Source organism: Superficieibacter sp. 1612_C1 (genome assembly GCF_015234305.1).
Classification (GTDB): Bacteria; Pseudomonadota; Gammaproteobacteria; order Enterobacterales; family Enterobacteriaceae; genus Superficieibacter.
Genome location: NZ_JADGMI010000001.1, coordinates 86,425 through 112,184, shown reverse-complemented (window position 1 = coordinate 112,184; position 25,760 = coordinate 86,425). Strand labels below are relative to the sequence as shown.

Below are 25,760 nucleotides of genomic sequence, written 5' to 3'. Positions count from 1 at the left end.
CGCACTCCTCAGATTGACAGCTTGTTGACGCGTTTGCCGCCATACAACAGGTTTACGATGGCACGCGTACCGACAATCGCGGTAAACATCGACGTCGCCACACCAATACCGGTAGTGATCGCGAACCCTTTAATGGCCCCGGTGCCTACGGCATAGAGGATCAGAACTTTAATCAACGTGGTAATGTTCGCATCGAAGATGGAGCTGAACGCGCCCGCATAGCCTTCGTGGATCGCCTGCTGCACCGAACGTCCGTTGCTTAACTCTTCTTTGATACGTTCGTTAATCAGTACGTTAGCATCGACCGCCACCGCAAGGGTTAGGACGATACCTGCGATACCCGGCATACTTAGCGTTGCGCCCGGCAGGAGTGACATGATACCGACGATCAGCACCAGGTTCGCCACTAACGCACTGGTCGCAATCAGACCAAACTTCTTGTAGAAGACCAACATAAACAGGATGGAAACCACCAGACCAGCCAGACAGGCTTCCAGACCCTGCTTGATATTCTGCATACCCAGCGTTGGCCCGATAGTGCGCTCTTCAACAATCTGAATCGGCGCAATCAACGCACCGGCACGCAACAGCAGCGAGAGCTGGCGCGCTTCATTCGGGTTGTTAATACCGGTAATACGGAAGCTGTTACCCAGACGAGACTGGATATTGGCGACGTTAATCACCTCTTCCTGTTTCACCAGAACCGCACGCCCGTTGGCATCTTTTTTACCGCTGTCTTTATACTCCACAAACAGGGTCGCCATCGGTTTACCGATGTTGTCTTTGGTGAAGTTAGACATAATGTTACCACCTGCGCTGTCGAGCGAGATGTTAACCTGCGGCTGGTTGTACTCATCCTGATTAGAGGTGGAGTCGGTAATATGGTCACCGGTCAGGATCACGCGTTTGAACAGCACTACCGGCTGGCCTTCACGCATCTGCTTCACTTCTGAGTCGCCGGGAATACGGCCAGACGCGGCGGCAGCCTGATCGACGTTGGTGTTAACCAGACGGAATTCCAGCGTTGCGGTTGCACCAAGGATCTCTTTCGCCCGCGCGGTGTCCTGAATACCTGGTAGCTCGACCACAATACGGTCTGCGCCCTGGCGTTGAACCACCGGCTCGGCAACGCCCAGCTGGTTTACACGGTTACGCAGAATGTTGATGTTCTGCTGGACCGCATATTCACGGGCTTCGCTCAGACGCGCATCGGTCATCACCGCACGCAGCGCGTTATCGCCCTGGCTCGAAATCACCAGATCCTGATGACGCTTGCTCAGATAAGAAACCGCTTCATCACGGGCAGTCGCATCACGGAAAGTAATGCTCAGGCCATAATTATTTTCTTTACGAACGGTAGTGTAAGGAATGCCTTTTTCACGCAGATCGCTGCGCAGGCCGTCGATATTTTGTTCCTGGAGTTTACCCAGTGCGGTGTCCATATCCACTTCCATCAGGAAGTGAACGCCGCCACGCAGGTCAAGACCGAGCTTCATCGGCTCTGCTTTGAGGGCTGCCAGCCAGCGCGGGGTTGCCGGTGCGAGGTTAAGCGCCACGACGTATTTGTCGCTCAGCACGTCAACCAGCGCTTCACGTGCACGCAGTTGGGTATCCGTGGAGTCGAAGCGCACTAAAATAGCACCCTCTTCCAGCGCCATGGACTTCGCGGTGATTTTTTCTTTTTGTAACGTATTCTGGACCTGGATCAGCGTTTGCTCACTGGCGGCGCTGCCGCGCGCGCCAGTGACCTGAACAGCCGGATCCTCACCATAAAGGTTGGGAAGTGCGTAAAGCAGGCCGACGATAATCACGACGACCAGCATAATGTACTTCCACAAAGGATAACGGTTTAACACGGCAGTTCCCTTTGGGAAATCAATAAATTACAGCGCCTTCATCGTGCCTTTCGGCAGAACGGCAGCTACGAAATCACGTTTGATAACCACTTCAGTGGTGTCGTTCAGAGCGATGACGATATAACCCGTCTCAGCCACTTTAGTGACGCGACCAACCAGGCCGCCGTTGGTCAATACTTCATCGCCTTTCGCGATAGAGCTCATCAGATTTTTATGCTCTTTAGTACGCTTCTGCTGAGGACGTAAGATCATGAAGTAGAAAATCAGACCAAAAACCACCAGCATCGGAATCAACGTCCACTGGCTTTGGCCTGCACCTGCGGCTGGTGCTGCTATCGCATCAGAAATAAAAAAGCTCATTCAAATTCCCTCATTATTAAAATTAATCAACGTTGACAGGTGGTACGGGTCGCCCCTGACGCTGGTAAAAATCGGCGACGAAGCTCTCTAATTTACCCTCTTCAATAGCCTTGCGTAAACCAGCCATTAAACGCTGATAGTATCGCAGGTTGTGAATGGTATTGAGACGCGCGCCCAGTATTTCGTTACAACGGTCGAGATGATGCAAGTAGGCGCGTGAATAATTGCGACAGGTGTAGCAATCACACTCGGCATCGAGCGGGCTGGTATTGCTTTTATACTTCGCGTTACGGATTTTCACCACGCCGTCGGTCACAAACAGATGACCGTTGCGGGCGTTACGCGTCGGCATCACGCAGTCAAACATATCGATACCGCGACGCACGCCTTCAACCAGATCTTCCGGTTTGCCGACGCCCATCAGGTAGCGTGGTTTGTCTGCCGGGATTTGCGGGCAAACGTGCTCCAGAATGCGGTGCATATCTGCCTTCGGCTCGCCAACCGCCAGTCCGCCGACAGCGTAGCCATCAAAGCCAATCTCCACCAGACCTTTGACGGAGATATCGCGTAAATCTTCGTAAACGCTGCCCTGAATAATACCGAACAGCGCGTTTTTATTGCCAAGCCCGTCAAAACGGTCGCGGCTGCGTTTTGCCCAGCGCAGCGACATTTCCATTGAGCGCTTCGCGTAGTCCCAGTCCGCCGGGTATGGCGTACATTCGTCGAAGATCATGACAATGTCGGAACCAAGATCGAACTGGATTTCCATCGATTTTTCCGGATCGAGGAAGATCGGATCGCCATTGATCGGGTTGCGGAAATGCACGCCCTGCTCGGTGATCTTGCGAATATCACCCAGGCTGAAGACCTGGAAACCGCCGGAATCGGTGAGGATCGGCCCTTTCCACTGCATAAAATCATGCAGATCGCCGTGCAGCTTCATGATTTCCTGGCCCGGACGCAGCCACAGGTGGAAAGTGTTACCGAGAATGATTTGCGCGCCGGTCGCTTCAACTTCTTCCGGCGTCATGCCTTTAACGGTGCCGTAGGTACCAACGGGCATAAACGCAGGCGTTTCCACTACGCCACGATCAAACACCAGGCGGCCGCGGCGGGCGCGTCCGTCGGTGGTATCCAGTTCGAATTTCATTTTTTCTCCAGTACGCCGGAAAAACAGTCCAACGTGAAAAGCTTATGCCGCGGAGTCATCCCCGACACGTTCATTAATCGCCGACGGATTGTACGTGATATACATCGCATCGCCATAACTAAAAAAGCGATATTCGGCGTTAACCGCCTGCTCATACGCATTCATGGTGTGTTTATAACCCGCAAATGCCGAGACCAGCATAATCAGCGTGGATTCTGGCAGGTGGAAGTTAGTCACCAGCGCATCAATGACTTTGTATTGATAGCCAGGATAGATAAAGATTTGCGTATCGCCAAAGAACGGCTCGATCAGGTCATTTTTCGCCGCCTGCGCCGCGCTCTCCAGCGAGCGTACCGAAGTCGTGCCCACAGCAATCACCCGGTTGCCGCGCGCTTTGGCGGTCAGCACCGCGTCAACCACGTCCTGCGGCACTTCAGCATATTCAGAGTGCATGATGTGATCTTCAATGCTCTCGACGCGCACCGGCTGGAACGTCCCCGCCCCCACGTGCAGGGTGACAAACGCCATCTCAATACCTTTCTGCCGCAGGCGTTCCAGCAGCGGTTCATCGAAGTGCAAACCGGCGGTCGGCGCGGCTACCGCGCCTGGCTTTTGACTGTAGACGGTCTGATACAGTTCGCGGTCAGCATCTTCATCCGGGCGGTCGATATACGGCGGCAGCGGCATGTGGCCGATGGCGTTGAGGATATCCAGCACCGGGCGCTCATCGTGAAACTCAACTTCAAACAATGCATCGTGACGGGCGGTCATCGTTGCGTTGATGCTTTCATCATCGCCGAGCAGCAGTTCCGCACCGGGCTTTGGCGCTTTAGAGGCGCGAATATGTGCCAGAATACGTTTATCATCCAGCATCCGCTCGACCAGCACTTCAATCTTGCCGCCGCTGGCTTTACGACCAAACAGACGCGCCGGGATCACCCGGGTATTATTAAAGACCAGAAGATCGCCGGGGTTGAGCTTGTCGAGCAGATCGGTGAAAGTACCATGCGTCAGTGCCCCTGTCGGCCCGTCCAGCGATAACAAGCGACACGCGCTGCGTTCAGGCTGCGGATAGTGAGCAATCAGGGATTCAGGGAGTTCAAAGGAAAAATCGGCAAGACGCATGACGGTAACCAGGACAAATAAAGAGGCGGGTAGTCTAGTGCCGGGGCGTTTTCCCTGCAACCTTTACCCTGCCGGAGATAGCAATAAACCATGAATTTTCTCGCTCACCTGCACCTCGCTCATCTCGCTGACAGTTCGCTGTCGGGCAATCTACTGGCGGATTTCGTCCGCGGTAATCCGCAGTCGCTCTACCCACAGGCGGTAGTGGACGGCATTTATATGCACCGGCGTATCGATGTGCTGACGGATAATCTGCCGGAAGTGAAAACGGCGCGGGAGTGGTTTCGCCCGGAGACACGCCGGGTTGCGCCGATCACGCTGGATGTCATGTGGGATCATTTTCTTTCGCTGCACTGGGAAGAAGTCTCGCCCGAACTGCCGCTGGTGGAGTTCGTGGGCTACGCCGAGGCGCAGATTGGCGGCATTCTGCCCGATTCGCCGCCGCGTTTTATTAATCTTAATGATTACTTATGGTCCGAACGTTGGCTGGAACGCTATCGCGATATGGCCTTTATTCAGAACGTACTGAACGGTATGGCCAGCCGCCGTCCGCGTCTTGATGCGTTACGCGACTCCTGGCACGATCTGGATGCGCATTATGAGAAGCTGGAGACGCTATTTTGGCAATTTTATCCGCGGATGATGGTACAGGCGCAGCGGGGGGAGTTGTAGTACGCGTTGCCCGGTGGCGCTGCGCTTACCGGGCCTACGTTTGGCACCCGCCTTCTCAATCACACCAGATCGCAGGCCCGGTAAGGCGAAGCCGCCACCGGGCAAAGTATTGTCGCGCCGTGATGCCCGGTGGCGCTGCGCTTACCGGGCCTACGTTTAACACCCGCCTTCTCAATCACACCAGATCGCAGGCCCGGTAAGGCGAAGCCGCCACCGGGCAAAGTATTGTCGCGCCGTGATGCCCGGTGGCGCTGCGCTTACCGGGCCTACGTTTGACGCCCGCCTTCTCAATCACACCAGATCGTAGGCCCGGTAAGGCGAAGCCGCCACCGGGCACGTTTTACGCTGATTGAGCGCGTTAGTTCCCCACCCACACCGAAGCCGAAACCGCGGGCAGCGTCAGGAGATCTCCCTCAAACGTGCCTTTCCCCTCTTTCAGATACCACGCCTTAACGTTTAACAGCGGCGAATCACCGGCCACCACTTCACACGCCTGACCACGGTTAATCGCCACCAGTACACGCTGCTGCTTCAGCACCCGCACGAACACCACCACGTCGCCCTCGGCATAGATCACCTGGCAAGCGCCGCGACGCAGCGCCTGACTACGCCGACGCAGCATCGCCATTCGCTGATACAGCGCCAGTAACTCACCGTCCTGCTGACGTTTATCCCACGGAAACGGTTTGCGGCAGAAGGGATCGTTCGCGCCGTCCAGCCCCACTTCATCGCCGTAATAAATACAGGGCACGCCGGGCCAGGTAAACAGCCACACCACCGCCAGCGGCAAACGCGCCACGTCTTTACCAAGCAGCGTTTTAAAACGTGAGGTATCGTGGCTGTCGAGCTGGTTAAACATGCGTAGCTGCTGCTGATGGGAGAGCGAGGCGCGATAGTTATCCATCCACGCCATACAGATTTGCGCGTCGATATCCTGTGGATCGTAAGAGAGATCGGTGTTCGCCAGAAACGCCCACAGCGGCTTGGTGAAGCCCATGTAGTTCATGGCCGCATCTTCCGCATCGTTTTGCAGCCACTGGCGGGCGTCGCCAAAATGCTCGCCAAAAACAAACGCATCCGGGCGCGCTTCTTTCGCCGCACGCGTAATCCCGGCGATATGGTGCATATTATTGCGCGCACCGCCGTTCTCGCCGAGCATATGCACGACGTCCAGCCGCCAGCCATCCATATTCCACGGCGCTTTCAGCCAGTGGCGAACAATGCTGTCCTCGCCGCCGTAAATTTCATCGACCAGCGTTTCTGACCGATAATCCAGCTTCGGCAGGCTCGGATAGCCCAGCCAGTCAAGTGCGCGTCCCTCTTCGGAAAAACTGTACCAGTCGCGCCAGGGGGATTCCGGGTTATGGCACGCACCGCCGGTTCCCCGGTTATGGCGATCGAACCAGCCATGGGAGTCGCCGCTATGGTTAAATACGCCGTCGAGGATCAGCCGCATTCCCTGTGCCAGCGTAGTCTGCCGCAGGCGCAGCAGCGCAACGTTGCCACCAAACTGCGGATCGACCTGGCGATAATCTTCGGTATCGTATTTATGCACGCTGGGGGCGACAAAAACCGGGTTCAGGTAAAGGGCGGTGACGCCAAGCTTTTTCAGATATGGAAGTTTCTCTCCGATCCCGTCGAGATCGCCGCCGTAAAAGGTCGATCCCCCGGCTTCGGCGGTTAACGGCTCATCCCACTCGCGCAGAACAATTTCCCGCCCGGCCGCGTGGTGATAGTAGACGTTGTCTTTAGCAATCGGCCCCGGTTTGCTGCGCGCGAAGCGATCGGGAAAGATCTGGTAAAATACCTGGTCAGCCACCCAGTCCGGGCCGCTATCGGGCAGATCCAGCGCGAAATGTTCGAGGCGCGCAGGCGGAAACTGACTGATTCCCTGCGGGCCAAACCACCGCTGTCGATTTTCCCACAGCAGCTTAAACAGATAGCGGCGACGGGGCTGCCCTTCGTTCAAATCGATGTCCGCGCGCCATGCGACAACCCCCGGATGCGGCGCATGCGCGGAACGCCGCATGGGCAGTGAAATCTCTTCGTTATCCAGCTCGCTGCGCAGGACAACACGCGTCGGCAGGTGTTCCCCACTCAGCCACAGCGTGATAGTTAGCCGTTCCTGTCGCTGCGCGACAAAAGGCGCAACGGGAAGATGCCAGGCATGTAACATCATCAATCCTCTTTCCTTAAAAAATCAGCCCACCATGACACAAGCCGCGCCGCTCCCCCTCCTCTTTTGGCTGTTTTTCCAGGGGTGAAGCCGGGGGCGCAGAACATTCAGGATAGATCGGTTTTTAGTGCACGAGAGAATGCAAATGTAAGCAAAAAAAAGACCGGGATATCTCCCGGTCTCAGATTGCTGGCAAACGTTATACTGCGGAATTATGCCTGGCGGCGCTTAAACATCCAGCCAATCAGCAGCAGTACAATCCAGCCGAAGCCGACGTACAGCGAAATACGCGTGTCCGGATGATAGCCAATCAGCGCGATGATAAAGACCAGGAAAATCAGCCCGACAATCGTCGTCACCACACCACCCGGCACCTTAAACTTCAGCGCTTTAGTCTCTTCTGGCGACAGGCGGCGGCGGAAAGCCACCTGCGACAAGAGGATCATTATCCACACCCACACCGTCGCGAAGGTCGCCAGCGAGGCGATTACCAGGAAGACGTTCTCTGGAATGATGTAGTTAAGATAAACCGCCAGCAGCAATGCGAAGGTCATCACCACCACCGTCACCCACGGAATACCGCGACGTGAGGTTTTGGCGAAAAACTTCGGCGCACTGCCCTGCTCTGCCATGCCGTGCAGCATACGCCCCACGCCGAAAACGTCGCTGTTAATAGCGGAAAGCGAGGCGGTCAGCACCACAAAGTTCAGGATACTGGCAGCAAAGGTGATCCCCATATGCTGAAACGTCAGGACAAATGGACTGCCGTCTGTGCCGACCTGATTCCACGGGTAGATGGACATAATCACAAACAGCGTACCGACGTAGAACACCAGAATACGCATCGGTACAGAGTTGATTGCGCGAGGAATGGAGGTCTGAGGATCTTTCGCTTCGCCCGCGGTAATACCGATAATCTCGATACCGCCGTAAGCAAACATCACCATTTGCAACGACATCACCATCCCCAGCCAGCCGTGGCTGAAGAAGCCGCCGTTACTCCACAGGTTATGGATGCCGGTCGGTTGCCCGCCGTTGCCAATCCCCCAGACGATGATGCCGATGCCCGCCACGATCATAATAATAATGGTGGCGACCTTAAAGAAGGAGAACCAGAACTCCAGTTCGCCGAACACCTTCACGCTCATTAAGTTAACCGCGCAGATGATCATCACCACGCTAAGCACCCAAATCCAGTGCGGCACATCGGGGAACCAGACGCCCATATAGATGCCGAACGCCGTAACGTCGGCAATGGCAACGATCAGGATTTCGAAGCAGTAGGTCCAGCCGGTGATATAGCCCGCCAGCGGGCCGAGATTGTCCTGAGCATAGCGCGAAAAGGAGCTGGCAGAGGGGTTGTGGACCGACATCTCCCCCAATGCACGCATGATGATATAAGCAGCAACGCCGCCGATAATATAGGCCAGCAGTACGCTGGGACCTGCCATTTTTATAGCATCCGCCGAGCCATAAAAAAGGCCGGTGCCAATTGCCGACCCGAGTGCCATAAAGCGAATGTGACGGGTGCTCAGTCCCCGCTTCAGCTTGTTAGTACTTTCCATCGTTTCAAATGCCATTCAACACAAAAAATAAAAAACCACGAAACCCTAAGTTCCGTGGTTAAACGAACCGCCGTGCAACGATTAATGTGCGCTGGAAGTTACCTGACGCCCCATGAGGCGATCACAGATAACAGCCAGCACAATCATCACTACCGTTGGCATCAGCCACGCCAGCCCCTGCTCGGTAAGCGGTAAACGCTCGGTCCACGCAGGCAGGACATCTTTCAATGCCGAGGCTTTAATGCCGTCAATGATACCAAAAAGCAGGCTAATGAACATGGCGGGCGCAATCACGCGCGATGAATTATGCCACCATGGGCGGGTGAAGCTTAACACAACCAGTGCGATACACGGCGGATAGATCGCCGTTAACACCGGCACTGAAATTTGAATCAACTGGTCCAGCCCCAGATTGGAGACCGCCATAGAGAACACGCCAAGGATAAAGACCAGCGAGCGATAGGAGAACGGCAGATACTGCGCAAAGAACTCAGCGCACGCACAGGTCAGGCCAACAGCAGTGACCAGACAGGCAATGAAAATCAGCGCCGCCAGCAGTAAACTTCCCGCCCCGCCAAAGGTGTGCTGAACATACGCGTGCAGAATAGCCGCACCGTTAGCAGACTGATCAACCAGCGTAGCGCTGTCGGAGCCGAGACGGAACAGCGCCAGATACAGCAGCGTCAGCCCAATACCCGCCATCAGCCCCGCCCAGACCGTATAGCGAGTCAGCAGCCGCGCTTCGGTCACGCCGCGAGAACGGGCAGCGTTGACAATCACGATACCGAAGACCATTGCGCCCAGGGTATCCATCGTCAGATAGCCGTTAACGAAGCCGTTAGAGAACGATCCCGTCTGATAAGCGTCAATCGCATGGCTGATCGGGCCGGCAGGCCATACCAGCGCGGCGACGGAAAGCACCGTCAGGGCTAGGATTTTCATCGGTGCGAGGAAGTTACCCACTGTATCCAGCAGCTTGCCGGGATAGAGAGAGACCACGATCACCAGCGCAAAATAGACCAGGCTGTAAATGAGGGTTGGCATCGCCCCGTCACCCGTCAGCGGTGCAATCCCCACTTCAAAGGAAACCGTTGCGGTACGCGGGGTGGCAAACAGCGGACCCACCGCCAGATAGCAGACCGTCGCCAGCAGGATGCCCGCGCCTTTACCGATCGGCGTGCTGAGGCTATCAATCCCGCCGCCGACTTTCGCCAGCGAAATGACCGTCAGTACCGGCAGGCCGACCCCGGTAATTAAAAAGCCAATGGCCGCTGTCCAGACGTGCTCGCCCGCCTGCAAACCAACCATCGGAGGAAAAATGATATTGCCAGCGCCAACAAACAACGCAAAGGTCATAAAGCCCAAAGCAATGATGTCGCGAGATTTTAACTGATGGGTCATAAATATTTACTGCCTGTGGATGTGGTGTTGTAAATGAATTGTTGCTTTCCATGCGGAACGATCGCGCAGCAATTGCATATATTTCCAGCGGGATATACTCCCTGACTGACGTGATGAAGTATTGTTTTTCGATTTATCACGCAAAAGCAGTCGGTATGACAGCCTCTGGGGCGCAATTTAAACGCTTATAACGTTTTAAAGCAAGGTGGGATCGTAAAACCAGATGATTATGCTAATTCGGGATATTCAGCCAGCATGACAGACCACTTATCAGAAAAACTGATGGCTGATCATTCGAACAAAAAAGCAGCAGGCGCGAGGATATGGCATCCGTTTCGCTTGTCTGCAAAGTAAACAGACCAGCCTGGGCTGGTCTGCGGAAAGTTACTCTTACAAGCGCGATAAATCCGCTAATTTCTGGCAATCAATCGTTCCGGAAGCAAAAAGCTAAATTGCGTTCCTTCACCCGGCTTACTGGCAATATTCAGGCGGCTGTCGTGATGATTTAAGGCATGTTTCACAATCGCCAGCCCCAGCCCGCTGCCTCCGGTCTGCCGCGAGCGGGCCTTATCGACACGATAAAAACGCTCGGTCAGACGCGGAATATGTTCAGCAGCAATTCCCGGTCCATTATCGTCAATCGCAAACAGCGCGCCATGCGGATCGCGCTGCCAGCTGACCGAAATAGTGGTTCCGGCAGGCGTATGATTCACCGCGTTGTACACCAGATTGGAGATAGCGCTACGCAATTGTTCTTCATTGCCCAGCACTTTTAACGAATCATCCACGGTAAAACGCAGCGTATGGCGATCGTGGCTGAGGGTTTGCGCCTCGCGCTCTATCACACGCAGCATCATCGGCACGTCAATCTTTTCGTTGAGGGCCAGCGCAGGTGCCGCTTCAATCCTGGAGAGGGTTAATAATTGTTTCACCAGTGATTCCATGCGCTGCGTCTGCTCGCGCATGGTATGCAGCGCCTTTTCGCGCGGCGCGCCTTCAAGCGTCTGCTCCTGCATCATCTCCAGGTAGCCCTGTAACACGGTTAGCGGCGTGCGCAGTTCATGACTGACGTTGGCAAAGAAATTGCGTCTTGCGCCTTCAAGCTGGTGCATTTGCGTGGTATCACGCGCCACCATCAGCCGCTGGTTTTCACTGTAGGGCATCACGCGAAATTCGAGGTGACGGCCATTATTGAGCACCAGATTTAATGGCCGACTGAAATCGCGATGCTTCAGATAGAGCGTAAATTCGGGATAACGCAGCAGGTTAAGAATATTTTGTCCGTTATCGTCCGGCCAGCGCAGCCCCAGCACCTGTTGCGCCAGACCGTTACACCAGAAAATCGTGCCTTCTTCGGTCGTCAGCACCACTGCATCCGGCAGCGATTCCGCGCCGCTGCGAAAACGTTTGATCAGGTTCCCCAGTTCACGTCGACGCTTTTTATTGCGTAGCTGCATCTGATGCAGCCCGTAAAGCAGAGGCTCCCAGCTACCGCGACCCGGCGGCGGCGTCATGCTGCGATCCACCCACAGCCACCAGGAAAGACGCAGCAAATTAAGGAAATGCCAGACCAGAAGCCCGGTCACCGCCGCCAGCAAAAACCACGGCAGATAACCGAAAAATGCCCCCAGTATCAGCGCAGGCAGACAACAGACAATCAGTTCAAAAACCAGCGTTTTCCATGACAGACGTTCCAGCACGCGTCACACTCCTGTCAGATCTCAGAAACGGGTCGAAAAACGATAACCCGTGCCGCGAACGGTTTGAACCATGCGATCGTGCCCGCTCTGCTCCAGCGCTTTGCGCAGGCGGCGGATATGAACATCCACCGTTCTGTCTTCCACGTAGACGTTGGTTCCCCAGACATGATTCAACAGTTGTTCACGGCTGTAAACGCGTTCGGGATGGGTCATAAAGAAGTGCAGGAGCTTAAATTCAGTCGGCCCCATATCAAGCGGGCTTTCACTGGTCATGACCCGGTGCGAGGAGGGATCGAGACTCAATCCCTGCATTTCAATGACCTCGTCAACGGCCATCGGGGAAATGCGGCGCATCACCGCTTTGATACGCGCCACCAGCTCTTTTGGCGAGAACGGCTTGGTGATGTAATCATCCGCCCCGGTCTCCAGTCCGCGAACGCGATCTTCTTCTTCACCGCGTGCGGTGAGCATCACCACCGGGATTTCGCGCGTCAGTGCCTCACGCTTGATATGTTTAATAAACTGAATGCCGGAACCGCCGGGAAGCATCCAGTCCAGCAGGATCAGATCTGGCCAGGGTTCATTGAGCTGATTCACCGCGCTGTCATAATCTTCCGCTTCTACAGGCTGAAAGCCATTTTGCTCGAGAACAAAGCAAACCATCTCACGAATTGGAGCTTCATCTTCTACGACCAGAATACGTCTCGCCATTTTTTACCCTGTTTATCATCATTATGGATAGCGACGTCATTATGCGTCAGATTTATGACAGATTTATGAAAAAGATGACCATGTGACGATTGCGTAAACGCGATGTGACAGTCGGCTTCGCCCCCACCTGCTTCAGGGGGTATAATCCGTTATACGCTTTTTTGCCACGGAACCGACATGCGCATCATTCATACTTCAGACTGGCATCTCGGCCAGAATTTCTACAGTAAAAGCCGTGCCGCTGAGCATAGCGCTTTTCTTGGCTGGCTGCTGGAGACCGCTCAAACGCAGCAGGTTGATGTCATTATTGTGGCAGGCGATATTTTTGATACCGGCTCGCCGCCGAGCTATGCCCGCGAATTATATTACCGCTTTGTGGTCGATTTACAGCAGACCGGCTGTCATCTGGTGGTGCTGGCGGGAAACCATGATTCGGTGGCCACGCTTAATGAATCCCGCGATATTCTGGCGTTTCTCAGGACAACCGTGATTGCCAGCGCAGGCAGCAAACCGCACCTTCTGTTAAAGCGCGACGGCACGCCGGGCGCGGTATTTTGCCCGGTGCCGTTTTTGCGTCCGCGCGACATGGTGATTAGCCAGGCGGGGCAATCCGGCAGCCAGAAGCAGCAACGTCTGTTGACGGCCATCACTGATTATTATCAGCAGCAGTATCAGAACGCCTGCGAGCTGCGGGGTGAGCAGCCATTACCGATTATCGCCAGCGGACATCTGACGACCATCGGAGCCAGCAAAAGCGATGCCGTGCGCGACATTTATATCGGCACGCTGGACGCCTTCCCGGCCCAAAATTTTCCGCCCGTTGATTACCTCGCGCTGGGTCACATTCACCGCGCGCAGAAAATTAACGGCAGCGAGCATATTCGCTACTGCGGCTCGCCCATTTCATTGAGCTTCGATGAGACGGGAAAAAATAAAAGCGTCAATCTTGTCACCTTTGCGGAGGGCAAACTCGCTGAGGTGACACCGCTTGAGGTCCCCGTCACGCAGCCGCTGGCAGTGATCAAAGGCGATTTTGCCAGCATCAGCGAGCAGCTTATGCAGTGGCGTGATGCGCCCGCGACGCCAAAGGTCTGGCTGGATATCGAAATCACCAGCGGAGAATACCTGCATGATATCCAGCGGCGCATCCAGGCCCTGACCGAAGATTTACCGGTTGAGGTGCTTTTAGTCAGACGCAGCCGCGAGCACCGCCAGCGTATTCTGGAAGGTGAATTGCGCGAAACGCTCAGCGAACTGAGTGTTGAAGATGTATTTGAGCGCCGACTGACACAGGAAGATCTCGACGAGGCTCAGCAAAAGCGGCTGTTTACCCTTTTCGGTCAAACGCTGGAAACCCTGTCCGAAGAGGATGAAGCATGAAGATTGTCAGTCTGCGCCTGAAAAACCTGAACTCACTGAAAGGCGAATGGAAAATTGATTTCGCCGCAGAACCCTTCGCCAGCAACGGTCTGTTCGCCATCACTGGCCCGACCGGCGCAGGCAAAACGACGTTGCTGGACGCGATCTGTCTGGCGCTGTATCACCAGACGCCACGCCTCAGTACGCTGTCGCAATCGCAAAACGATTTAATGACCCGTGACACCGCCGACTGTCTGGCCGAGGTCGAATTTGAGGTTAAAGGCGAAGCGTATCGCGCTTTCTGGAGCCAGAACCGGGCGCGCAATCAGCCGGACGGTAATTTGCAGGCTCCCCGGGTGGAGCTGGCGCGTTGTGCCGATGGTAAAATCCTTGCCGATAAAGTGAAAGATAAGCTGGAGCTGACCGCCACATTGACCGGGCTGGATTACGAGCGTTTTACCCGCTCAATGCTGCTTTCTCAGGGTCAATTCGCGGCCTTTTTGAATGCCAAACCCGGCGAGCGTGCAGAGTTACTGGAAGAACTGACCGGTACCGAGATTTATGGTCACATCTCAGCGATGGTGTTTGAAAAGCATAAAACCACCCGTACCGCGCTGGAGAAATTGCAGGCGCAGGCCACCGGCGTGGCCCTGCTCAGCGCGGAGCAGCAGCAGGCGCTGGAGCAAGGTTTGCAGGCGCTTACTGACGAGGAACGCCAGCAGTCAGGCCTGCAAATGCAGACGCAACACCATCTTAACTGGTTGAATCGCCAGCACGAACTGGATGAGGAGCATCAGCGTTCGCAAACGGCCCTCGCCGCAGCGCAACAGGCGCTGGCTCAGGCGCAACCGCAGCTGACCGCATTAACGCTGGCCCAGCCCGCAGAACAGTTGCGTCCTCTGTGGAGCCGTTGCCAGGAGCAGATCAGCGCCGTGGAGCAAACGCAGCGGCAGACGCAGGAAGTGAATGCTCGCTTACAAACCGCACTAACCCGGCGCGCTCAACTGCGGGCCAGCGCGGAACACCAGCAGGCGTCGCTGCAAACGACGCATAAACATCTGACTGACTGGCTTCAGGAACACGATCGCTGGCGTTTGTGGAGCAGCGAACTGACAGGCTGGCGGCACGCCTTTGCCCAGCAAACGCGCGACAATGCTCAGCTACGACAACGCCAGCAGCAATTAGCCGGCCATCAGCTTGAACTGGCTGCGCTACCCGCCGTGACGCTCGGCCTTACGCCGCCAGAGGTCAGCGAGGCGCAGGCGCGTCATACACAACAGCGCCCGCTGCGCCAGCGATTAAACGCATTACATATGCGTCTGACCGCCGTCCATCAGAACCTGCAAAAGCTACACGGCACCGTTCAGGCATCCCGGACGGAATACGCCGCGTTAAATGAAAAAATTGTCAATCTGCGCCAGCGTTATAAAGAAAAAAATCAGCAGCTTGTGGATGTGCAGACCCTTTGCCAGCTTGAAGCGCGCATTAAGGATCTGGAGAGCCAACGTGCGCTGCTGCAATCCGGCCACCCTTGCCCGCTTTGCGGCTCTACGACCCATCCTGCTGTCGAGCAGTATCGCACGCTCGAACCCAGTGTGAATCAGGCTCGCCGTGATGCGCTGGAAAAAGAGGTCAGATCGCTGGCCGATGAAGGTGGCAAACTTCGCGGCCAGACGGATGCGCTGCAACGCCAGCAGCAACGCGACGAAAGTGAGATCCAGACGCTCACTCAGGAGGAGCAAGCACTTACCCAAGAATGGCAGACGCTTAGCGCCACGCTGCAAATAGCCCTGCAACCGCAGGACGACATCACGCCTTGGCAGCAGGAGCAGGATCGCTATGAAGAGCAGCTCCATCAGCTTAGTCAGCGTCAACGTCTGGAGACTCAAATTGCTGAGCTGAGCCAGCAAATCGCCGGGTTCGCCCAACACATCACTGCCCAGCGGACGACGCTGGAAACCGCGCTTCAGGCGCTATCGCTGAGCTGGCCTGCTGAAGGCGATGAATCCGCCTGGCTGGCGGCACGGGAAGAAGAGGCCCGGACGTGGCAAGCCCGCCAGACGGAGCTGGCCTCCCTTCAGGAGGCGCTGGCGCAGCTTATTCCTTTACTGGAAACGTTGCCGCACACCGGGGCAACGGTCACTTCCGGGCCAGTGTCGCTGGAGGGCTGGCGCAGCACGCATGACGACTGCGTGAAGCTCGAGAGCCAGTGGCAAACCCTGCAACAACAGGAAACGCTGGAAAAATCGCGTTTACAGCAGGCGCAGGCGCAATTTGATGCCGCGCTTAGCGCCAGCCAGTTTGCCGATCGCCAAGCATTTCTGGCCGCACTGCTGGATGAACCGGCCCGTCGCCAGCTGGAGTCCCTGAAGCAAGCGCTGGAAAGCCAGCTTCAGCAATGTCAGACGCTGGCGGCTCAGGCGCAAAACCAGCGGCAGGCGCATCAGCAGCACATGCCCGAAGGACTCTCGGCGCAGCAGAATAGTGAGCAACTCCGCTTAACCCTGGAGCAGTTGAATCAGCGGCTTCGCGACATCGGCTTACGGCAGGGCGAGATCCGCCAGCAGTTAAAACAGGATGCGGTTAACCGTCAGCACCAGCAGACGCTGATGCAGCATATTGAGCAAGCCGCGCAGGAACTGGCCGACTGGAGCCTGCTTAACGGTCTGATTGGTTCCCGTGACGGCGATAAATTCCGTAAATTCGCCCAGGGTCTGACGCTCGACAATCTCGTCTGGCTGGCGAATAAACAGCTTACCCGTCTTCACGGCCGGTATTTGCTCAAACGGAAGGTTAGCGATGCGCTGGAGCTGGAGGTGGTCGATACCTGGCAGGCAGATGCGGTACGCGACACGCGTACTCTGTCCGGCGGCGAAAGCTTCCTCGTCAGTCTCGCGCTGGCGCTGGCGCTCTCTGACCTGGTGAGTCATAAAACGCGCATTGATTCCCTCTTCCTTGATGAAGGGTTCGGCACCCTGGACAGCGAAACGCTGGACGCTGCGCTGGACGCGCTGGATGCGCTGAACGCCACCGGCAAAACCATTGGCGTCATCAGTCACGTCGAGGCGATGAAGGAGCGCATCCCGGTGCAGATTAAGGTGAAAAAAGTGAACGGGTTAGGGTATAGCAAGCTCGACAGAGTATTCGCTGTTGGGGAATGACGACGAGTCATTCGCGTGTGGGCAAGCGAAACAGGGTAAAACAGGGATGGGGTATGGCGCTGGCACCGGTGGCGCTTCATGCCCGGCGGCGCTGCGCTTGCGCGGGCCTACGGTCGGGGTACGGCGCTGACGCGGGGCGTTACCTGCCCGGCGGCGCTGCGCTTGCGCGGGCCTACGGTCGGGGTATGGCGCTGACGCGGGGCGTTACCTGCCCGGCGGCGCTGCGCTTGCGCGGGCTTACGGTCGGGATATGGCGCTGACGCGGGGCGTTACCTGCCCGGCGGCGCTGCGCTTGCGCGGGCCTACGATGAATGCAAATGGTTGATATTTTTGCCTTTGTAGGCCGGGTAAGCGCAGCGCCACCCGGCATAACAGGGTACAGAGCAAAACCGTTCTCACCACCTGTAATTAACGCTGCGGCCACAGCCAGGCGGCACCACGTACACCGCTGGAATCACCGTGAACCGCTTTGCGGATCGGCGTTTCACACTCGCCGCCAAACACCCAATTTTTAATAAGCTGCGGCACCGTTTTATACAACCTGTCGACATTACTCATTCCGCCGCCCAGCACAATCACCTGCGGATCGAGAATATTAATCACGTGACTCAGCGACTTTGCCAGCCGCAATTCATACCGACTGAGCGCCAGCTCCGCCAGCGGGTCCTGTTCATCTACCAGTCGCATGATTTCATTACCTTTTAGCGAGCGACCGCTTAACCGCTGATAATCGGTCGCAAAACCGCTGCCGGAAATAAAGGTTTCAATACAGCCCTGCTTACCGCAATAACAGGGCACTTCGGCACGATAGCGCAGTTCGTCCTCATCCATCCACGGCAGAGGGTTATGCCCCCACTCGCCTGCGGTACCGTTGCCACCGCTATACGCCTGCCCGTTCAGCGCAATGCCTGCCCCGCAACCGGTGCCGATAATCACCGCAAAAACCGTTTCTGCCCCGGCGGCGGCCCCGTCCACGGCTTCAGAGGCGGCCAGACAGTTGGCATCGTTGGCTATTCTTACCTCGCGTTTCAGCCGCGCGCTCAGATCCTTATCAAAAGGCTGACCGTTCAGCCACGTCGAGTTGGCATTTTTCACCACCCCACTGAAAGGTGAAATCGATCCCGGAATACCGACGCCGACCGTGCCCTCCATGCCGGTCGTTTTTTCTGCCATCGCCACCAGCGTGGCGATGGTCTCAATCGTCTGCGCATAGTCATGGGCAGGGGTCGGCAGACGGTGGCGGAATAGCTGCTGCCCGTCATCACCCAACGCAATAACTTCAGTTTTGGTGCCGCCTAAATCAATCCCGATTCGCATACTTTCGTCCTCAATTGTTCACAATATCAAAGCGTAAAACCGCCAGCCCGGATTAGCAATGCAAGCAAAGCGACAATTCGTTATCATGCCGGCTGGATTTAACGACAACGCCGTGGAAATTATCATGCTGTGGTTCAAAAATTTAATGGTTTACCGTCTAAGCCGCGACATCTCCTTACGCGTCGAAGAGATGGAAAAGCAGTTAGCCGAGCTATCGTTTACCCCCTGCGGAAGTCAGGATATGGCGAAAACCGGCTGGGTGCCGCCGATGGGGTCACAGAGCGACGCATTTACCCACGAAGTTAACGGGCAGATCATTATCTGCGCGCGTAAAGAGGAGAAGATCCTTCCTTCCCCGGTGATCAAGCAGGCGCTGGAAGCTAAAATCTCGAAGCTCGAAGCCGATCAGGGCCGTAAGCTGAAGAAAACCGAAAAAGATTCCCTGAAGGATGAAGTGCTGCACTCACTGCTGCCGCGGGCTTTCAGTCGTTTTAACCAGACGATGATGTGGATCGACACCGTGAACGATCTGATTATGGTGGACTGCGCCAGCGCCAAAAAAGCGGAAGATACGCTGGCGCTGCTGCGTAAGAGCCTCGGCTCGCTACCGGTGGTCCCGCTGGCGCTGGAAAACCCGATTGAGCTGACGCTAACCGAGTGGGTACGCTCCGGCACCGTCGCGCAGGGTTTTCAACTGCTGGATGAAGCCGAACTGAAAGCGATGCTGGAAGATGGCGGCGTGATCCGGGCGAAAAAACAGGATCTGGTCAGCGATGAAATTGCCGTGCATATCGAAGCGGGTAAAGTGGTGACGAAACTGGCGCTGGACTGGCAGCAACGCATTCAGTTTATGATCTGCGAGGACGGTTCACTCAAGCGCCTGAAATTTGCCGATGAACTGCGCGATCAGAACGATGATATCGAACGCGAAAACGTAGCCCAGCGCTTTGATGCCGACTTTACGCTGATGACCGGCGAACTGGCCGCCCTGATCAAAAACCTGGTAGAAGGGTTGGGCGGCGAAGCTCAGCGCTAATAACGCAGTGGGATGATAACCTCATCCCACCGTCGACGAGAAAGGTGATATTACAGATAGCGGCAAAGGTAGGAAGTCGGCTCAGCTACCTGCAAATGAAATTCACTGTGACCCGGCACGTTGAACACCTGCCCGGCGGTGTAGACTTTCCACTCGGTTTCACCCGGTAGCAACACATTCAACGCGCCGCTCACTACCGTCATCTCTTCCGGCGCGGCGGTACTAAACGTATATTCACCCTCGGCCATCACACCGACGCTGGCCCGGCCAGTGCTGCTGCTGGTAAAGCCGATAGATTTCACTTTCCCTGAAAAGTATTCGTTACTCTGAAGCATAGCTGACCCTTATAAGCAATTGATGATTAACCAATATAGGGGGCAAACTCCCTTGCTGTCACGCGAAATTAACACTATACCAGCAGCTCGGAGGCCAGCCGGGTGATCAGGACATTGGAAAGTAAAACCGGCACATCCAGCGCTTTTTGCAGCAGATCGCGATGATGTTGATAAAAGCCGAGGCAATCGAGCATTATGACGTCCGCGCCGCGCTCAAGCAGTTCTCGTCCCGCCGCAACCAGCTCGTCATCGGAGGAGTAGAGCGGATGCGCCAGCGAATAAAGCGGTGGATTTTCCAGCACCTGCCATTTAATTTTCTGGGCGGCGATCAGCTCTTCCATCGGCACAATGACGCCAACCTGATGACCGTCCACAATTGAGGCAACCAGCGGCGGAATGATCCGCAGGGGTTCAAGAAGGATCGCGTTGTGCGCCCTCATGCCGATAATTTGAGCGGTACTCATCAGGATGATGACATCATAGCCCTGGGTATCCAGCACCTCGATGACCGCCTGGAGATCGCGCTCAACTTTTGCGCGTGAAACGGCGGCAGGTTGCAGATCGCTGAGCATGGTCAGGATCGCTTCTTCTCCCGGCTCAACGGCGTAATCTTCCATAACATCTTCACGCGACATTTTGCCCAACAGGCTGATATGGGTGATTTGGTCTTCCCTGATATGTTCGGTCAGGAGCGGCAATACTTCACGAATGGGAACTACGCCAATCGTTAACATCGCCAAAGTCGCACTCATGTCTGTCACCTTATTCACTACCGTTACTACGAAACTTATACAGCCCTGCTGCACCCAGGGTGCGAGAGGAAAACGCTCAGCAGGCGAAGCCGCAGGTGAGCGTTCAAAGTGCATATAAATTCCTGAATGCTTCCGGAATGTACCAGTAAAGCTTGATACTAATCGTTTGGTAACATTTTCAACAGGTGAAAAATGTGATTCATACCAGGTTAATCATGCTTTAGGAATATATTCAGGTACGGACACCCGCCTGATTCAGCTCTTGTCCGGATCTTCATAGCGCCGCTTGGCATCCAGCGCTTCCTGCTCAGTATTATGCTCGCTAATCAGCGAATCCGGCTCCGGATGATCCGCTCGCAGTTGATACCAGGTCACTTTTGGTTGATCGGTCCCTTTTTCAACCACTTCAATACGGGCTTTACGCGGATAGGGAGGCTTGGTCGGCATAGATATTCCTCATTATTCGTTATCAGAACTATGAGTATAGACGCAGGCTGTCAGACGCGGACAGGCTTAGCGCCGCCAGTACATCGGCAATAATACGCTCAAGAGGCTGCGCGGCATCGACAATAGAGTGGGCCGCTTCGCAGTACAGCGCTTCACGCTCCGCCAGCACGTCACGGATTTCTTCCCCAAGCGGTTTAGCGGTTAACGCCGGACGCTGTCCTTCTTGCGGAAAGGCTTCGAGACGAGCCGCCAGAACGGCGACCGGCGCGCGCAGGTAGATGACCTGCCCCGTTTCGCGCATAAAGCGACGATTGACGTCTGCCAGTACCATCCCGCCCCCGGTGGCAATCACCGTGGACGGCGCAGCCACCGCTTGCAGCGCCTGTGTTTCGCGAGCGCGAAATCCTTCCCACCCTTCTTTCGCAACAATCCCTGCGACGTCCATTTGCGCCCGTTCCTGAAGCCAGTGGTCGGTATCAACAAAATGCCAGTTTTGCTCTTGTGCCAGCGCCTGACCAACGGTGGTTTTACCGCAGCCGCGTGGGCCAATGAAGAAAACGGGTTGCGTCATAAAATGGAATTCTCCCGAATACTGCGAGGCAATGAATTTGCACCAAAGAACGATATACTATCAAACTAGTACAAAAAGGCATGTAAATCTTTAGTTACGATACGCGATTAATGCCCTGAGAACAGCGAGGTAATCGCGTCAGAGGGTAGCAAAAGTGTAAACATATTATTGCATAATTTGTTACTCATCCCCTATCTGCACTTCTATTTCTTTTGCTGGAGGAGCCATTTATCCAGCTCGGCGGCAAAACGCTGGCGGTCGCGTTGCGAAAGCGTGTCCGGGCCACCGGTCTGGATCCCGCTAGCGCGTAGCGTGTCCATAAAATCACGCATCGTCAGCCTTTCGCGGATAGTGGCTTCTGTGTAACGTTCACCGCGCGGATTTAATGCTGCTGCGCCTTTGGCCAGCACTTCGGCGGCCAGCGGAATATCAGCGGTGATCACCAGATCGCCCGCCGCGCACAGACGGACGATTTCGTTATCGGCTACGTCAAAACCGCTTTCGACGCGTAGCGTGCGGATCACGCGTGACGGCGGCGTGCGCAGCGACTGATTCGCCACCAGCGTAAGCGTGGTCTGCGTGCGCTCGGCAGCGCGGAATAAAATTTCTTTTATGACATTCGGACAGGCGTCCGCATCAACCCAAATAGCCATCCTCACTCCTGTTTGTTCAGTGCCCCCTGCAATCTGCCGCCAGGGCGCAGGAAGCTTTAGCCCTGAAGAATAATCCGCGTTAAGCTTATCGCCCAGATAAATTACACGCGGAGAAAGGTGATGGAGAAAAAAATTGGGTTTATCGGCTGCGGGAATATGGGTAAAGCGATCCTCGGGGGGCTTATCGCCAGCGGCCAGGTACAGCCAGAAAAGATTTGGGTCTATACCCCCTCACCGGAAAAAGTGGCGGCGCTGCATGAGCAGTATGGTGTAAACGGGGCGCACAGTGCTCAGGAAGTGGCGCAGGCAGCGGATATCGTCTTCAGCGCGGTGAAGCCCGCCATCACGGTTAAAACGCTGAATGACATCGCCTCCAGCTTTAATAAGGACTCGGTGGTGATTTCCATTGCGGCTGGCGTGACGCTGGCACAACTGGCGACCGCGCTGGGCCACGACCGCAAAATTATTCGCGCCATGCCCAACACGCCGTCGCTGGTTAACGCCGGGATGACCTCACTGACACCCAACGCGCTGGTCAATGATGACGAAACGCAGGAAGCCCTGGCGATTTTTCGCAGCTTCGGCGAAGCGGAAGTCGTCGCCGAAGCCATTATTCACCCGGTTGTCGGGGTGAGCGGCTCGGCACCGGCGTATGTGTTTATGTTTATTGAGGCGATGGCTGACGCTGCCGTTCAGGGCGGCATGCCGCGTGCACAGGCGTATAAGTTTGCGGCCCAGGCGGTGATGGGCTCGGCAAAAATGGTGCTGGAAACCGGTAAGCACCCCGGCGAGCTGAAGGATATGGTGTGTTCACCTGGCGGGACGACCATTGAAGCGGTACGCGTCTTAGAAGAACGTGGTTTTCGTGCGGCGGTGATCGAAGCGATGGTCAGCTGTATGGAGAAATCAGAACAGCTTAGCCGCGCCTGATCAAGAACGGGTGAGGCACGTCGGTCTCACCCGTTTCGTTTACGCCTGTTTTTTCAGGCAGCCGCTCATAAATTTGCTGCGATCTTCACCCTTAAGCGACTGCTGTGTCGCCTGCGAGCTGCAATCGCGCATTTTTAATTGCTGCGGCGTGAGCCCTTTTTCATCTTTTGCTTTTCCACCCTTCAGGCACTCGCTCATAAAACGCTTACGCTCATCCCCTTTCAGCGTTTTATCCGCCGCCTGCTGGTTACAGGTTGCCATCCGCTGTTGTTGAGGGGTAAGCGTTTTTTCAGCCGCGCCCACCGTGGAAAGAATAACCATGCCAAAGACCAGGGTAACCAGAAATATTATTTTCATTATGTCGTCCTTCAGTAAGAGGTTCATTCTAAGTCTGGTCCGTTGCGCTAAAAAAACCACCCGGCGAGGTAAATTTCATCGCCGACAGCACAACAATGCCCTTAAAATAACCATCAGACAACGTGATATCGCCCTGCGGGCCTCGATTACCCGGCACAGTTACGCCCGGCAACCAGAGGATGTTAAGCGTGGAAATAACGCAATTAATATAGCGGAATGTTTCATTTATACAGTCTCCATGTAGAAATAAATAAAACACGAAGACTGTATAAACCTGAAATGACAGAACGATGACAGGGTTATCGTTTTATTGCTATCAGGAGCGGGGATGCCTTAACAGCTTTTTTACGTATTGTCGCAGGAGTTCACTATCACCGTCAGGAATGGGTGGTTCCGGGCTGGCACCCTCCATCGCGGATTCAATACTGTGTATCAGCTTTTGCTGTTCATCCTGTGCCATATGGCGCACCAGCGAGGTGACAACAATTTCCAGCGCTTCAACCTGCGCTAACAGTTCCTTTGATTCCTCTTCCTTTTCCCCCAGTTTGACCAGTAATTCCGCAATAAGATTTTTCATGGCGCGATGTCCTTACGAATCCGGTTAAACCTGTTATTAAGCCGTGCTAATAAATACATGAGAACGAGGGTTATTTCAAGACAGCCGCATCATTTTGCGCGGTCAGCCTTGCAGATGCCATTGTTATCAGCAAAACGTATGCCTGGCGTTTAATTTTATGCTTTTTTGTTTTCAGGACTCATTAATAACGCAATCTATTTACGCCACAGTAAGTTCCCTCTAAAAAGCGGTCTGTACATAAATAGCGATGAGATTAACCGTTCTGTCGGGTACGACGCAGCATGACAATCAGTTGCCACAGGTTAATCAACACCACGATGGCGGTAGCAAGGAACACCCAGCGAAACCCGGCAACGGCAGAGACTGACGCGCCAATTAACGGCCCCGCCACATTGCCCAGATACATAAAAGACTGGTTGTAGCCAAAAATACGCCCCGTCACCTGATCGCTGCAATATTTCAGCAGCAGCGTCTGCACGGCGGGCAGCATCGCGCCGTCGGCAAAACCGAGCATAAAGCGCAGGATCCCGAGCTGTAGCGGCGAGGTGACAAACGACATGGCGAAAAACATCACTACCGCGCAGCATAACGTCGCGACCAGAATACGGGCGGTGCCAATGCGGTCGCCAAGCTTACCGAGACGGGGCGCGGAGATAAGCGCGGAGACGCCGGGCACCGCGGCAATCATACCGCTTAAAAAAGCGATGTTATCGCTGTCCGGGCGCATTGATTTAATGAACAGCGCCAGGATAGGCCCAATGGAACCGTTACAGAGCTGAATAACCATGGTGGTGACAAACAGGCTGATCACCAGCCCGGGATAAGGCAGCGTGGCGAAAACCGCTTTACCGCTCAGCCGGTCGGCTTTATTCACCTGCGGCCTGACACCCTCTTTAATCAGGAAAAGCGTGACCAGAAAACTCACGGTGAGCAGGATAGCGGTAATAAAAAATACCGCGCGCAAACCAACATGATCCGCGAGAAAACCACCCAGTAGCGGCCCGCCAATCACGCCGCTGATTTGTGCCGTCGACAGGGTGCTCAGCGCCCAACCGCTGCGCTCACGCGGTACCTGCGAGGCCACCAGCGCCATAGCGTTGGGTATATACCCTGATGTCAGACCCATCACCGCGCGCAGGAAAAAGAGCTGCCAGACGTTAGTGGCGAAGGCCTGGAGCAAAATCGCAATCGCCATGCCCAGCGACGCGCGCAGCAGCATCAGCTTACGCCCTTTACGGTCCGCAAGGCTGCCCCACATCGGCGAGACAATCGCCGAGACCAGAAACGTCACGCTGAAGGTCAGGCCAGACCACAGAGAAAGCGCCTCATGTGAGGTGACGCCCAGTTGTGAGACATAAAGCGGCAGGAAGGGTAAAATTTGGCTGATCGCCAGCCCGGTAAAAAAGCAACCGAGCCAGACCGAAATAAGATTAACCTTCCAGGATTCCATAAACGTATATAGTAATTAAGTTTTTACTCATTAGCTGACAGTGTAACAAGTTATCCTTCGTCCTTCAGGGCCAGAGATGCGTTTTACGCATTTTGATAC

At 55.3% G+C, this 25,760-nt stretch carries 24 protein-coding genes; 6 read left to right on the top strand and 18 right to left on the bottom strand.

Annotation, left to right across the window (positions count from 1 at the left end):
• Window positions 1-8: 8 nt before the first annotated feature.
• The 4 genes from secD to queA are packed head-to-tail and all read right to left on the bottom strand — an operon-like array spanning window position 9 to window position 4,491.
• Window positions 9-1,856, bottom strand: a complete 1,848-nt coding sequence (gene secD, locus INT84_RS00590; protein WP_194205221.1) for a protein translocase subunit SecD — start codon at window positions 1,854-1,856, stop codon at window positions 9-11.
• Between the two features lie 27 nt (window positions 1,857-1,883).
• Window positions 1,884-2,216 carry a preprotein translocase subunit YajC gene (yajC, locus tag INT84_RS00585; RefSeq protein ID WP_176916817.1) on the bottom strand — a complete coding sequence of 111 codons (333 nt, stop codon included), beginning with the start codon at window positions 2,214-2,216 and terminating at the stop codon, window positions 1,884-1,886.
• Window positions 2,217-2,238: 22 nt separating this feature from the next.
• Window positions 2,239-3,366 carry a tRNA guanosine(34) transglycosylase Tgt gene (tgt, locus tag INT84_RS00580; RefSeq protein WP_194205220.1) on the bottom strand — a complete coding sequence of 376 codons (1,128 nt, stop codon included), beginning with the start codon at window positions 3,364-3,366 and terminating at the stop codon, window positions 2,239-2,241.
• A gap of 42 nt (window positions 3,367-3,408) precedes the next feature.
• Window positions 3,409-4,491 carry a tRNA preQ1(34) S-adenosylmethionine ribosyltransferase-isomerase QueA gene (queA, locus tag INT84_RS00575; RefSeq protein WP_194205219.1) on the bottom strand — a complete coding sequence of 361 codons (1,083 nt, stop codon included), beginning with the start codon at window positions 4,489-4,491 and terminating at the stop codon, window positions 3,409-3,411.
• 90 nt (window positions 4,492-4,581) lie between these two features.
• Here queA and acpH point away from each other — a divergent pair, with 90 nt between their 5' ends.
• The gene (acpH, locus tag INT84_RS00570) at window positions 4,582-5,163 is read left to right on the top strand and encodes an ACP phosphodiesterase (RefSeq protein WP_194205218.1); all 582 of its coding nucleotides are present in this window, start codon (window positions 4,582-4,584) and stop codon (window positions 5,161-5,163) included.
• Window positions 5,164-5,521: 358 nt separating this feature from the next.
• Here acpH and malZ read toward each other — a convergent pair whose 3' ends face one another.
• From malZ to phoB, 5 genes are all read right to left on the bottom strand, one after another.
• Window positions 5,522-7,339 carry a maltodextrin glucosidase gene (malZ, locus tag INT84_RS00565; protein ID WP_194206079.1) on the bottom strand — a complete coding sequence of 606 codons (1,818 nt, stop codon included), beginning with the start codon at window positions 7,337-7,339 and terminating at the stop codon, window positions 5,522-5,524.
• A gap of 212 nt (window positions 7,340-7,551) precedes the next feature.
• Window positions 7,552-8,904 (bottom strand): proline-specific permease ProY, encoded by a 1,353-nt coding sequence (gene proY, locus INT84_RS00560; RefSeq protein ID WP_194205217.1) that lies wholly within the window; start codon window positions 8,902-8,904, stop codon window positions 7,552-7,554.
• An 81-nt stretch (window positions 8,905-8,985) separates the two neighbouring features.
• Complete coding sequence (gene brnQ, locus INT84_RS00555; protein WP_194205216.1) at window positions 8,986-10,305, bottom strand: branched-chain amino acid transporter carrier protein BrnQ; 1,320 nt, start codon at window positions 10,303-10,305, stop codon at window positions 8,986-8,988.
• 410 nt (window positions 10,306-10,715) lie between these two features.
• Window positions 10,716-12,005 (bottom strand): phosphate regulon sensor histidine kinase PhoR, encoded by a 1,290-nt coding sequence (gene phoR / locus INT84_RS00550; protein WP_194205215.1) that lies wholly within the window; start codon window positions 12,003-12,005, stop codon window positions 10,716-10,718.
• Between the two features lie 21 nt (window positions 12,006-12,026).
• Complete coding sequence (phoB, locus tag INT84_RS00545; protein ID WP_194205214.1) at window positions 12,027-12,716, bottom strand: phosphate response regulator transcription factor PhoB; 690 nt, start codon at window positions 12,714-12,716, stop codon at window positions 12,027-12,029.
• A 177-nt stretch (window positions 12,717-12,893) separates the two neighbouring features.
• On the opposite strand from phoB, the gene sbcD reads away from it, so the two are divergent.
• From sbcD to INT84_RS00530, 3 genes are read left to right on the top strand one after another with little or no spacing between them, the layout of a single operon-like run.
• Window positions 12,894-14,096, top strand: coding sequence for an exonuclease subunit SbcD (gene sbcD, locus INT84_RS00540; RefSeq protein ID WP_194205213.1), 1,203 nt, complete (start codon window positions 12,894-12,896; stop codon window positions 14,094-14,096).
• Window positions 14,093-17,236, top strand: a complete 3,144-nt coding sequence (gene sbcC, locus INT84_RS00535) for an exonuclease subunit SbcC (RefSeq protein ID WP_194205212.1) — start codon at window positions 14,093-14,095, stop codon at window positions 17,234-17,236. The genes sbcD and sbcC overlap by 4 nt, the downstream gene beginning before the upstream one ends.
• Window positions 17,233-17,496: a hypothetical protein gene (locus tag INT84_RS00530; RefSeq protein ID WP_194205211.1), complete on the top strand. Its 264-nt coding sequence runs from the start codon at window positions 17,233-17,235 to the stop codon at window positions 17,494-17,496. The genes sbcC and INT84_RS00530 overlap by 4 nt, the downstream gene beginning before the upstream one ends.
• Window positions 17,497-17,644: 148 nt before the next feature.
• On the opposite strand, the gene mak is transcribed toward INT84_RS00530, so the two are convergent.
• A complete protein-coding gene (gene mak / locus INT84_RS00525; protein ID WP_194205210.1) occupies window positions 17,645-18,553 on the bottom strand; it encodes a fructokinase in 909 nt (302 codons plus the stop codon).
• A gap of 124 nt (window positions 18,554-18,677) precedes the next feature.
• On the opposite strand from mak, the gene rdgC reads away from it, so the two are divergent.
• On the top strand, window positions 18,678-19,589 hold the full coding sequence (gene rdgC, locus INT84_RS00520) for a recombination-associated protein RdgC (protein WP_176916889.1): 912 nt from the start codon (window positions 18,678-18,680) through the stop codon (window positions 19,587-19,589).
• Between the two features lie 50 nt (window positions 19,590-19,639).
• Here rdgC and ppnP read toward each other — a convergent pair whose 3' ends face one another.
• The 5 genes from ppnP to INT84_RS00495 all read right to left on the bottom strand — a co-directional run bounded on the left by ppnP (window position 19,640) and on the right by INT84_RS00495 (window position 22,347).
• A complete protein-coding gene (gene ppnP, locus INT84_RS00515) occupies window positions 19,640-19,924 on the bottom strand; it encodes a pyrimidine/purine nucleoside phosphorylase (protein ID WP_194205209.1) in 285 nt (94 codons plus the stop codon).
• A 74-nt stretch (window positions 19,925-19,998) separates the two neighbouring features.
• On the bottom strand, window positions 19,999-20,676 hold the full coding sequence (locus tag INT84_RS00510; RefSeq protein ID WP_194205208.1) for an AroM family protein: 678 nt from the start codon (window positions 20,674-20,676) through the stop codon (window positions 19,999-20,001).
• Window positions 20,677-20,931: 255 nt separating this feature from the next.
• On the bottom strand, window positions 20,932-21,123 hold the full coding sequence (locus INT84_RS00505) for a YaiA family protein (protein ID WP_194205207.1): 192 nt from the start codon (window positions 21,121-21,123) through the stop codon (window positions 20,932-20,934).
• A 28-nt stretch (window positions 21,124-21,151) separates the two neighbouring features.
• Window positions 21,152-21,694 (bottom strand): shikimate kinase AroL, encoded by a 543-nt coding sequence (gene aroL, locus INT84_RS00500; protein WP_194205206.1) that lies wholly within the window; start codon window positions 21,692-21,694, stop codon window positions 21,152-21,154.
• A 203-nt stretch (window positions 21,695-21,897) separates the two neighbouring features.
• Window positions 21,898-22,347, bottom strand: coding sequence for a YaiI/YqxD family protein (locus INT84_RS00495; protein ID WP_194205205.1), 450 nt, complete (start codon window positions 22,345-22,347; stop codon window positions 21,898-21,900).
• Window positions 22,348-22,467: 120 nt separating this feature from the next.
• On the opposite strand from INT84_RS00495, the gene proC reads away from it, so the two are divergent.
• Window positions 22,468-23,277: a pyrroline-5-carboxylate reductase gene (proC, locus tag INT84_RS00490; protein ID WP_194205204.1), complete on the top strand. Its 810-nt coding sequence runs from the start codon at window positions 22,468-22,470 to the stop codon at window positions 23,275-23,277.
• A gap of 39 nt (window positions 23,278-23,316) precedes the next feature.
• Here proC and psiF read toward each other — a convergent pair whose 3' ends face one another.
• The 3 genes from psiF to INT84_RS00475 form a co-directional block, all read right to left on the bottom strand.
• On the bottom strand, window positions 23,317-23,634 hold the full coding sequence (psiF, locus tag INT84_RS00485) for a phosphate starvation-inducible protein PsiF (protein ID WP_194205203.1): 318 nt from the start codon (window positions 23,632-23,634) through the stop codon (window positions 23,317-23,319).
• 316 nt (window positions 23,635-23,950) lie between these two features.
• Window positions 23,951-24,211, bottom strand: a complete 261-nt coding sequence (gene iraP, locus INT84_RS00480) for an anti-adapter protein IraP (protein ID WP_194205202.1) — start codon at window positions 24,209-24,211, stop codon at window positions 23,951-23,953.
• 253 nt (window positions 24,212-24,464) lie between these two features.
• The gene (locus INT84_RS00475) at window positions 24,465-25,661 is read right to left on the bottom strand and encodes a multidrug efflux MFS transporter (RefSeq protein ID WP_194205201.1); all 1,197 of its coding nucleotides are present in this window, start codon (window positions 25,659-25,661) and stop codon (window positions 24,465-24,467) included.
• Window positions 25,662-25,760 lie beyond the last annotated feature (99 nt).

Excerpts from the sequence above, each read along its gene's own strand:
- yajC (WP_176916817.1), bottom strand. The coding sequence starts at position 2,216 with ATGAGCTTTTTTATTTCTGATGCGATAGCAGCACCAGCCGCAGGTGCA.
- tgt (WP_194205220.1), bottom strand. The coding sequence starts at position 3,366 with ATGAAATTCGAACTGGATACCACCGACGGACGCGCCCGCCGCGGCCGC.
- queA (WP_194205219.1), bottom strand. The coding sequence starts at position 4,491 with ATGCGTCTTGCCGATTTTTCCTTTGAACTCCCTGAATCCCTGATTGCT.
- acpH (WP_194205218.1), top strand. The coding sequence starts at position 4,582 with ATGAATTTTCTCGCTCACCTGCACCTCGCTCATCTCGCTGACAGTTCG.
- malZ (WP_194206079.1), bottom strand. The coding sequence starts at position 7,339 with ATGTTACATGCCTGGCATCTTCCCGTTGCGCCTTTTGTCGCGCAGCGA.
- proY (WP_194205217.1), bottom strand. The coding sequence starts at position 8,904 with ATGGAAAGTACTAACAAGCTGAAGCGGGGACTGAGCACCCGTCACATT.
- brnQ (WP_194205216.1), bottom strand. The coding sequence starts at position 10,305 with ATGACCCATCAGTTAAAATCTCGCGACATCATTGCTTTGGGCTTTATG.
- phoB (WP_194205214.1), bottom strand. The coding sequence starts at position 12,716 with ATGGCGAGACGTATTCTGGTCGTAGAAGATGAAGCTCCAATTCGTGAG.
- sbcD (WP_194205213.1), top strand. The coding sequence starts at position 12,894 with ATGCGCATCATTCATACTTCAGACTGGCATCTCGGCCAGAATTTCTAC.
- sbcC (WP_194205212.1), top strand. The coding sequence starts at position 14,093 with ATGAAGATTGTCAGTCTGCGCCTGAAAAACCTGAACTCACTGAAAGGC.
- INT84_RS00530 (WP_194205211.1), top strand. The coding sequence starts at position 17,233 with ATGACGACGAGTCATTCGCGTGTGGGCAAGCGAAACAGGGTAAAACAG.
- mak (WP_194205210.1), bottom strand. The coding sequence starts at position 18,553 with ATGCGAATCGGGATTGATTTAGGCGGCACCAAAACTGAAGTTATTGCG.
- rdgC (WP_176916889.1), top strand. The coding sequence starts at position 18,678 with ATGCTGTGGTTCAAAAATTTAATGGTTTACCGTCTAAGCCGCGACATC.
- ppnP (WP_194205209.1), bottom strand. The coding sequence starts at position 19,924 with ATGCTTCAGAGTAACGAATACTTTTCAGGGAAAGTGAAATCTATCGGC.
- INT84_RS00510 (WP_194205208.1), bottom strand. The coding sequence starts at position 20,676 with ATGAGTGCGACTTTGGCGATGTTAACGATTGGCGTAGTTCCCATTCGT.
- INT84_RS00505 (WP_194205207.1), bottom strand. The coding sequence starts at position 21,123 with ATGCCGACCAAGCCTCCCTATCCGCGTAAAGCCCGTATTGAAGTGGTT.
- aroL (WP_194205206.1), bottom strand. The coding sequence starts at position 21,694 with ATGACGCAACCCGTTTTCTTCATTGGCCCACGCGGCTGCGGTAAAACC.
- INT84_RS00495 (WP_194205205.1), bottom strand. The coding sequence starts at position 22,347 with ATGGCTATTTGGGTTGATGCGGACGCCTGTCCGAATGTCATAAAAGAA.
- proC (WP_194205204.1), top strand. The coding sequence starts at position 22,468 with ATGGAGAAAAAAATTGGGTTTATCGGCTGCGGGAATATGGGTAAAGCG.
- psiF (WP_194205203.1), bottom strand. The coding sequence starts at position 23,634 with ATGAAAATAATATTTCTGGTTACCCTGGTCTTTGGCATGGTTATTCTT.
- iraP (WP_194205202.1), bottom strand. The coding sequence starts at position 24,211 with ATGAAAAATCTTATTGCGGAATTACTGGTCAAACTGGGGGAAAAGGAA.
- INT84_RS00475 (WP_194205201.1), bottom strand. The coding sequence starts at position 25,661 with ATGGAATCCTGGAAGGTTAATCTTATTTCGGTCTGGCTCGGTTGCTTT.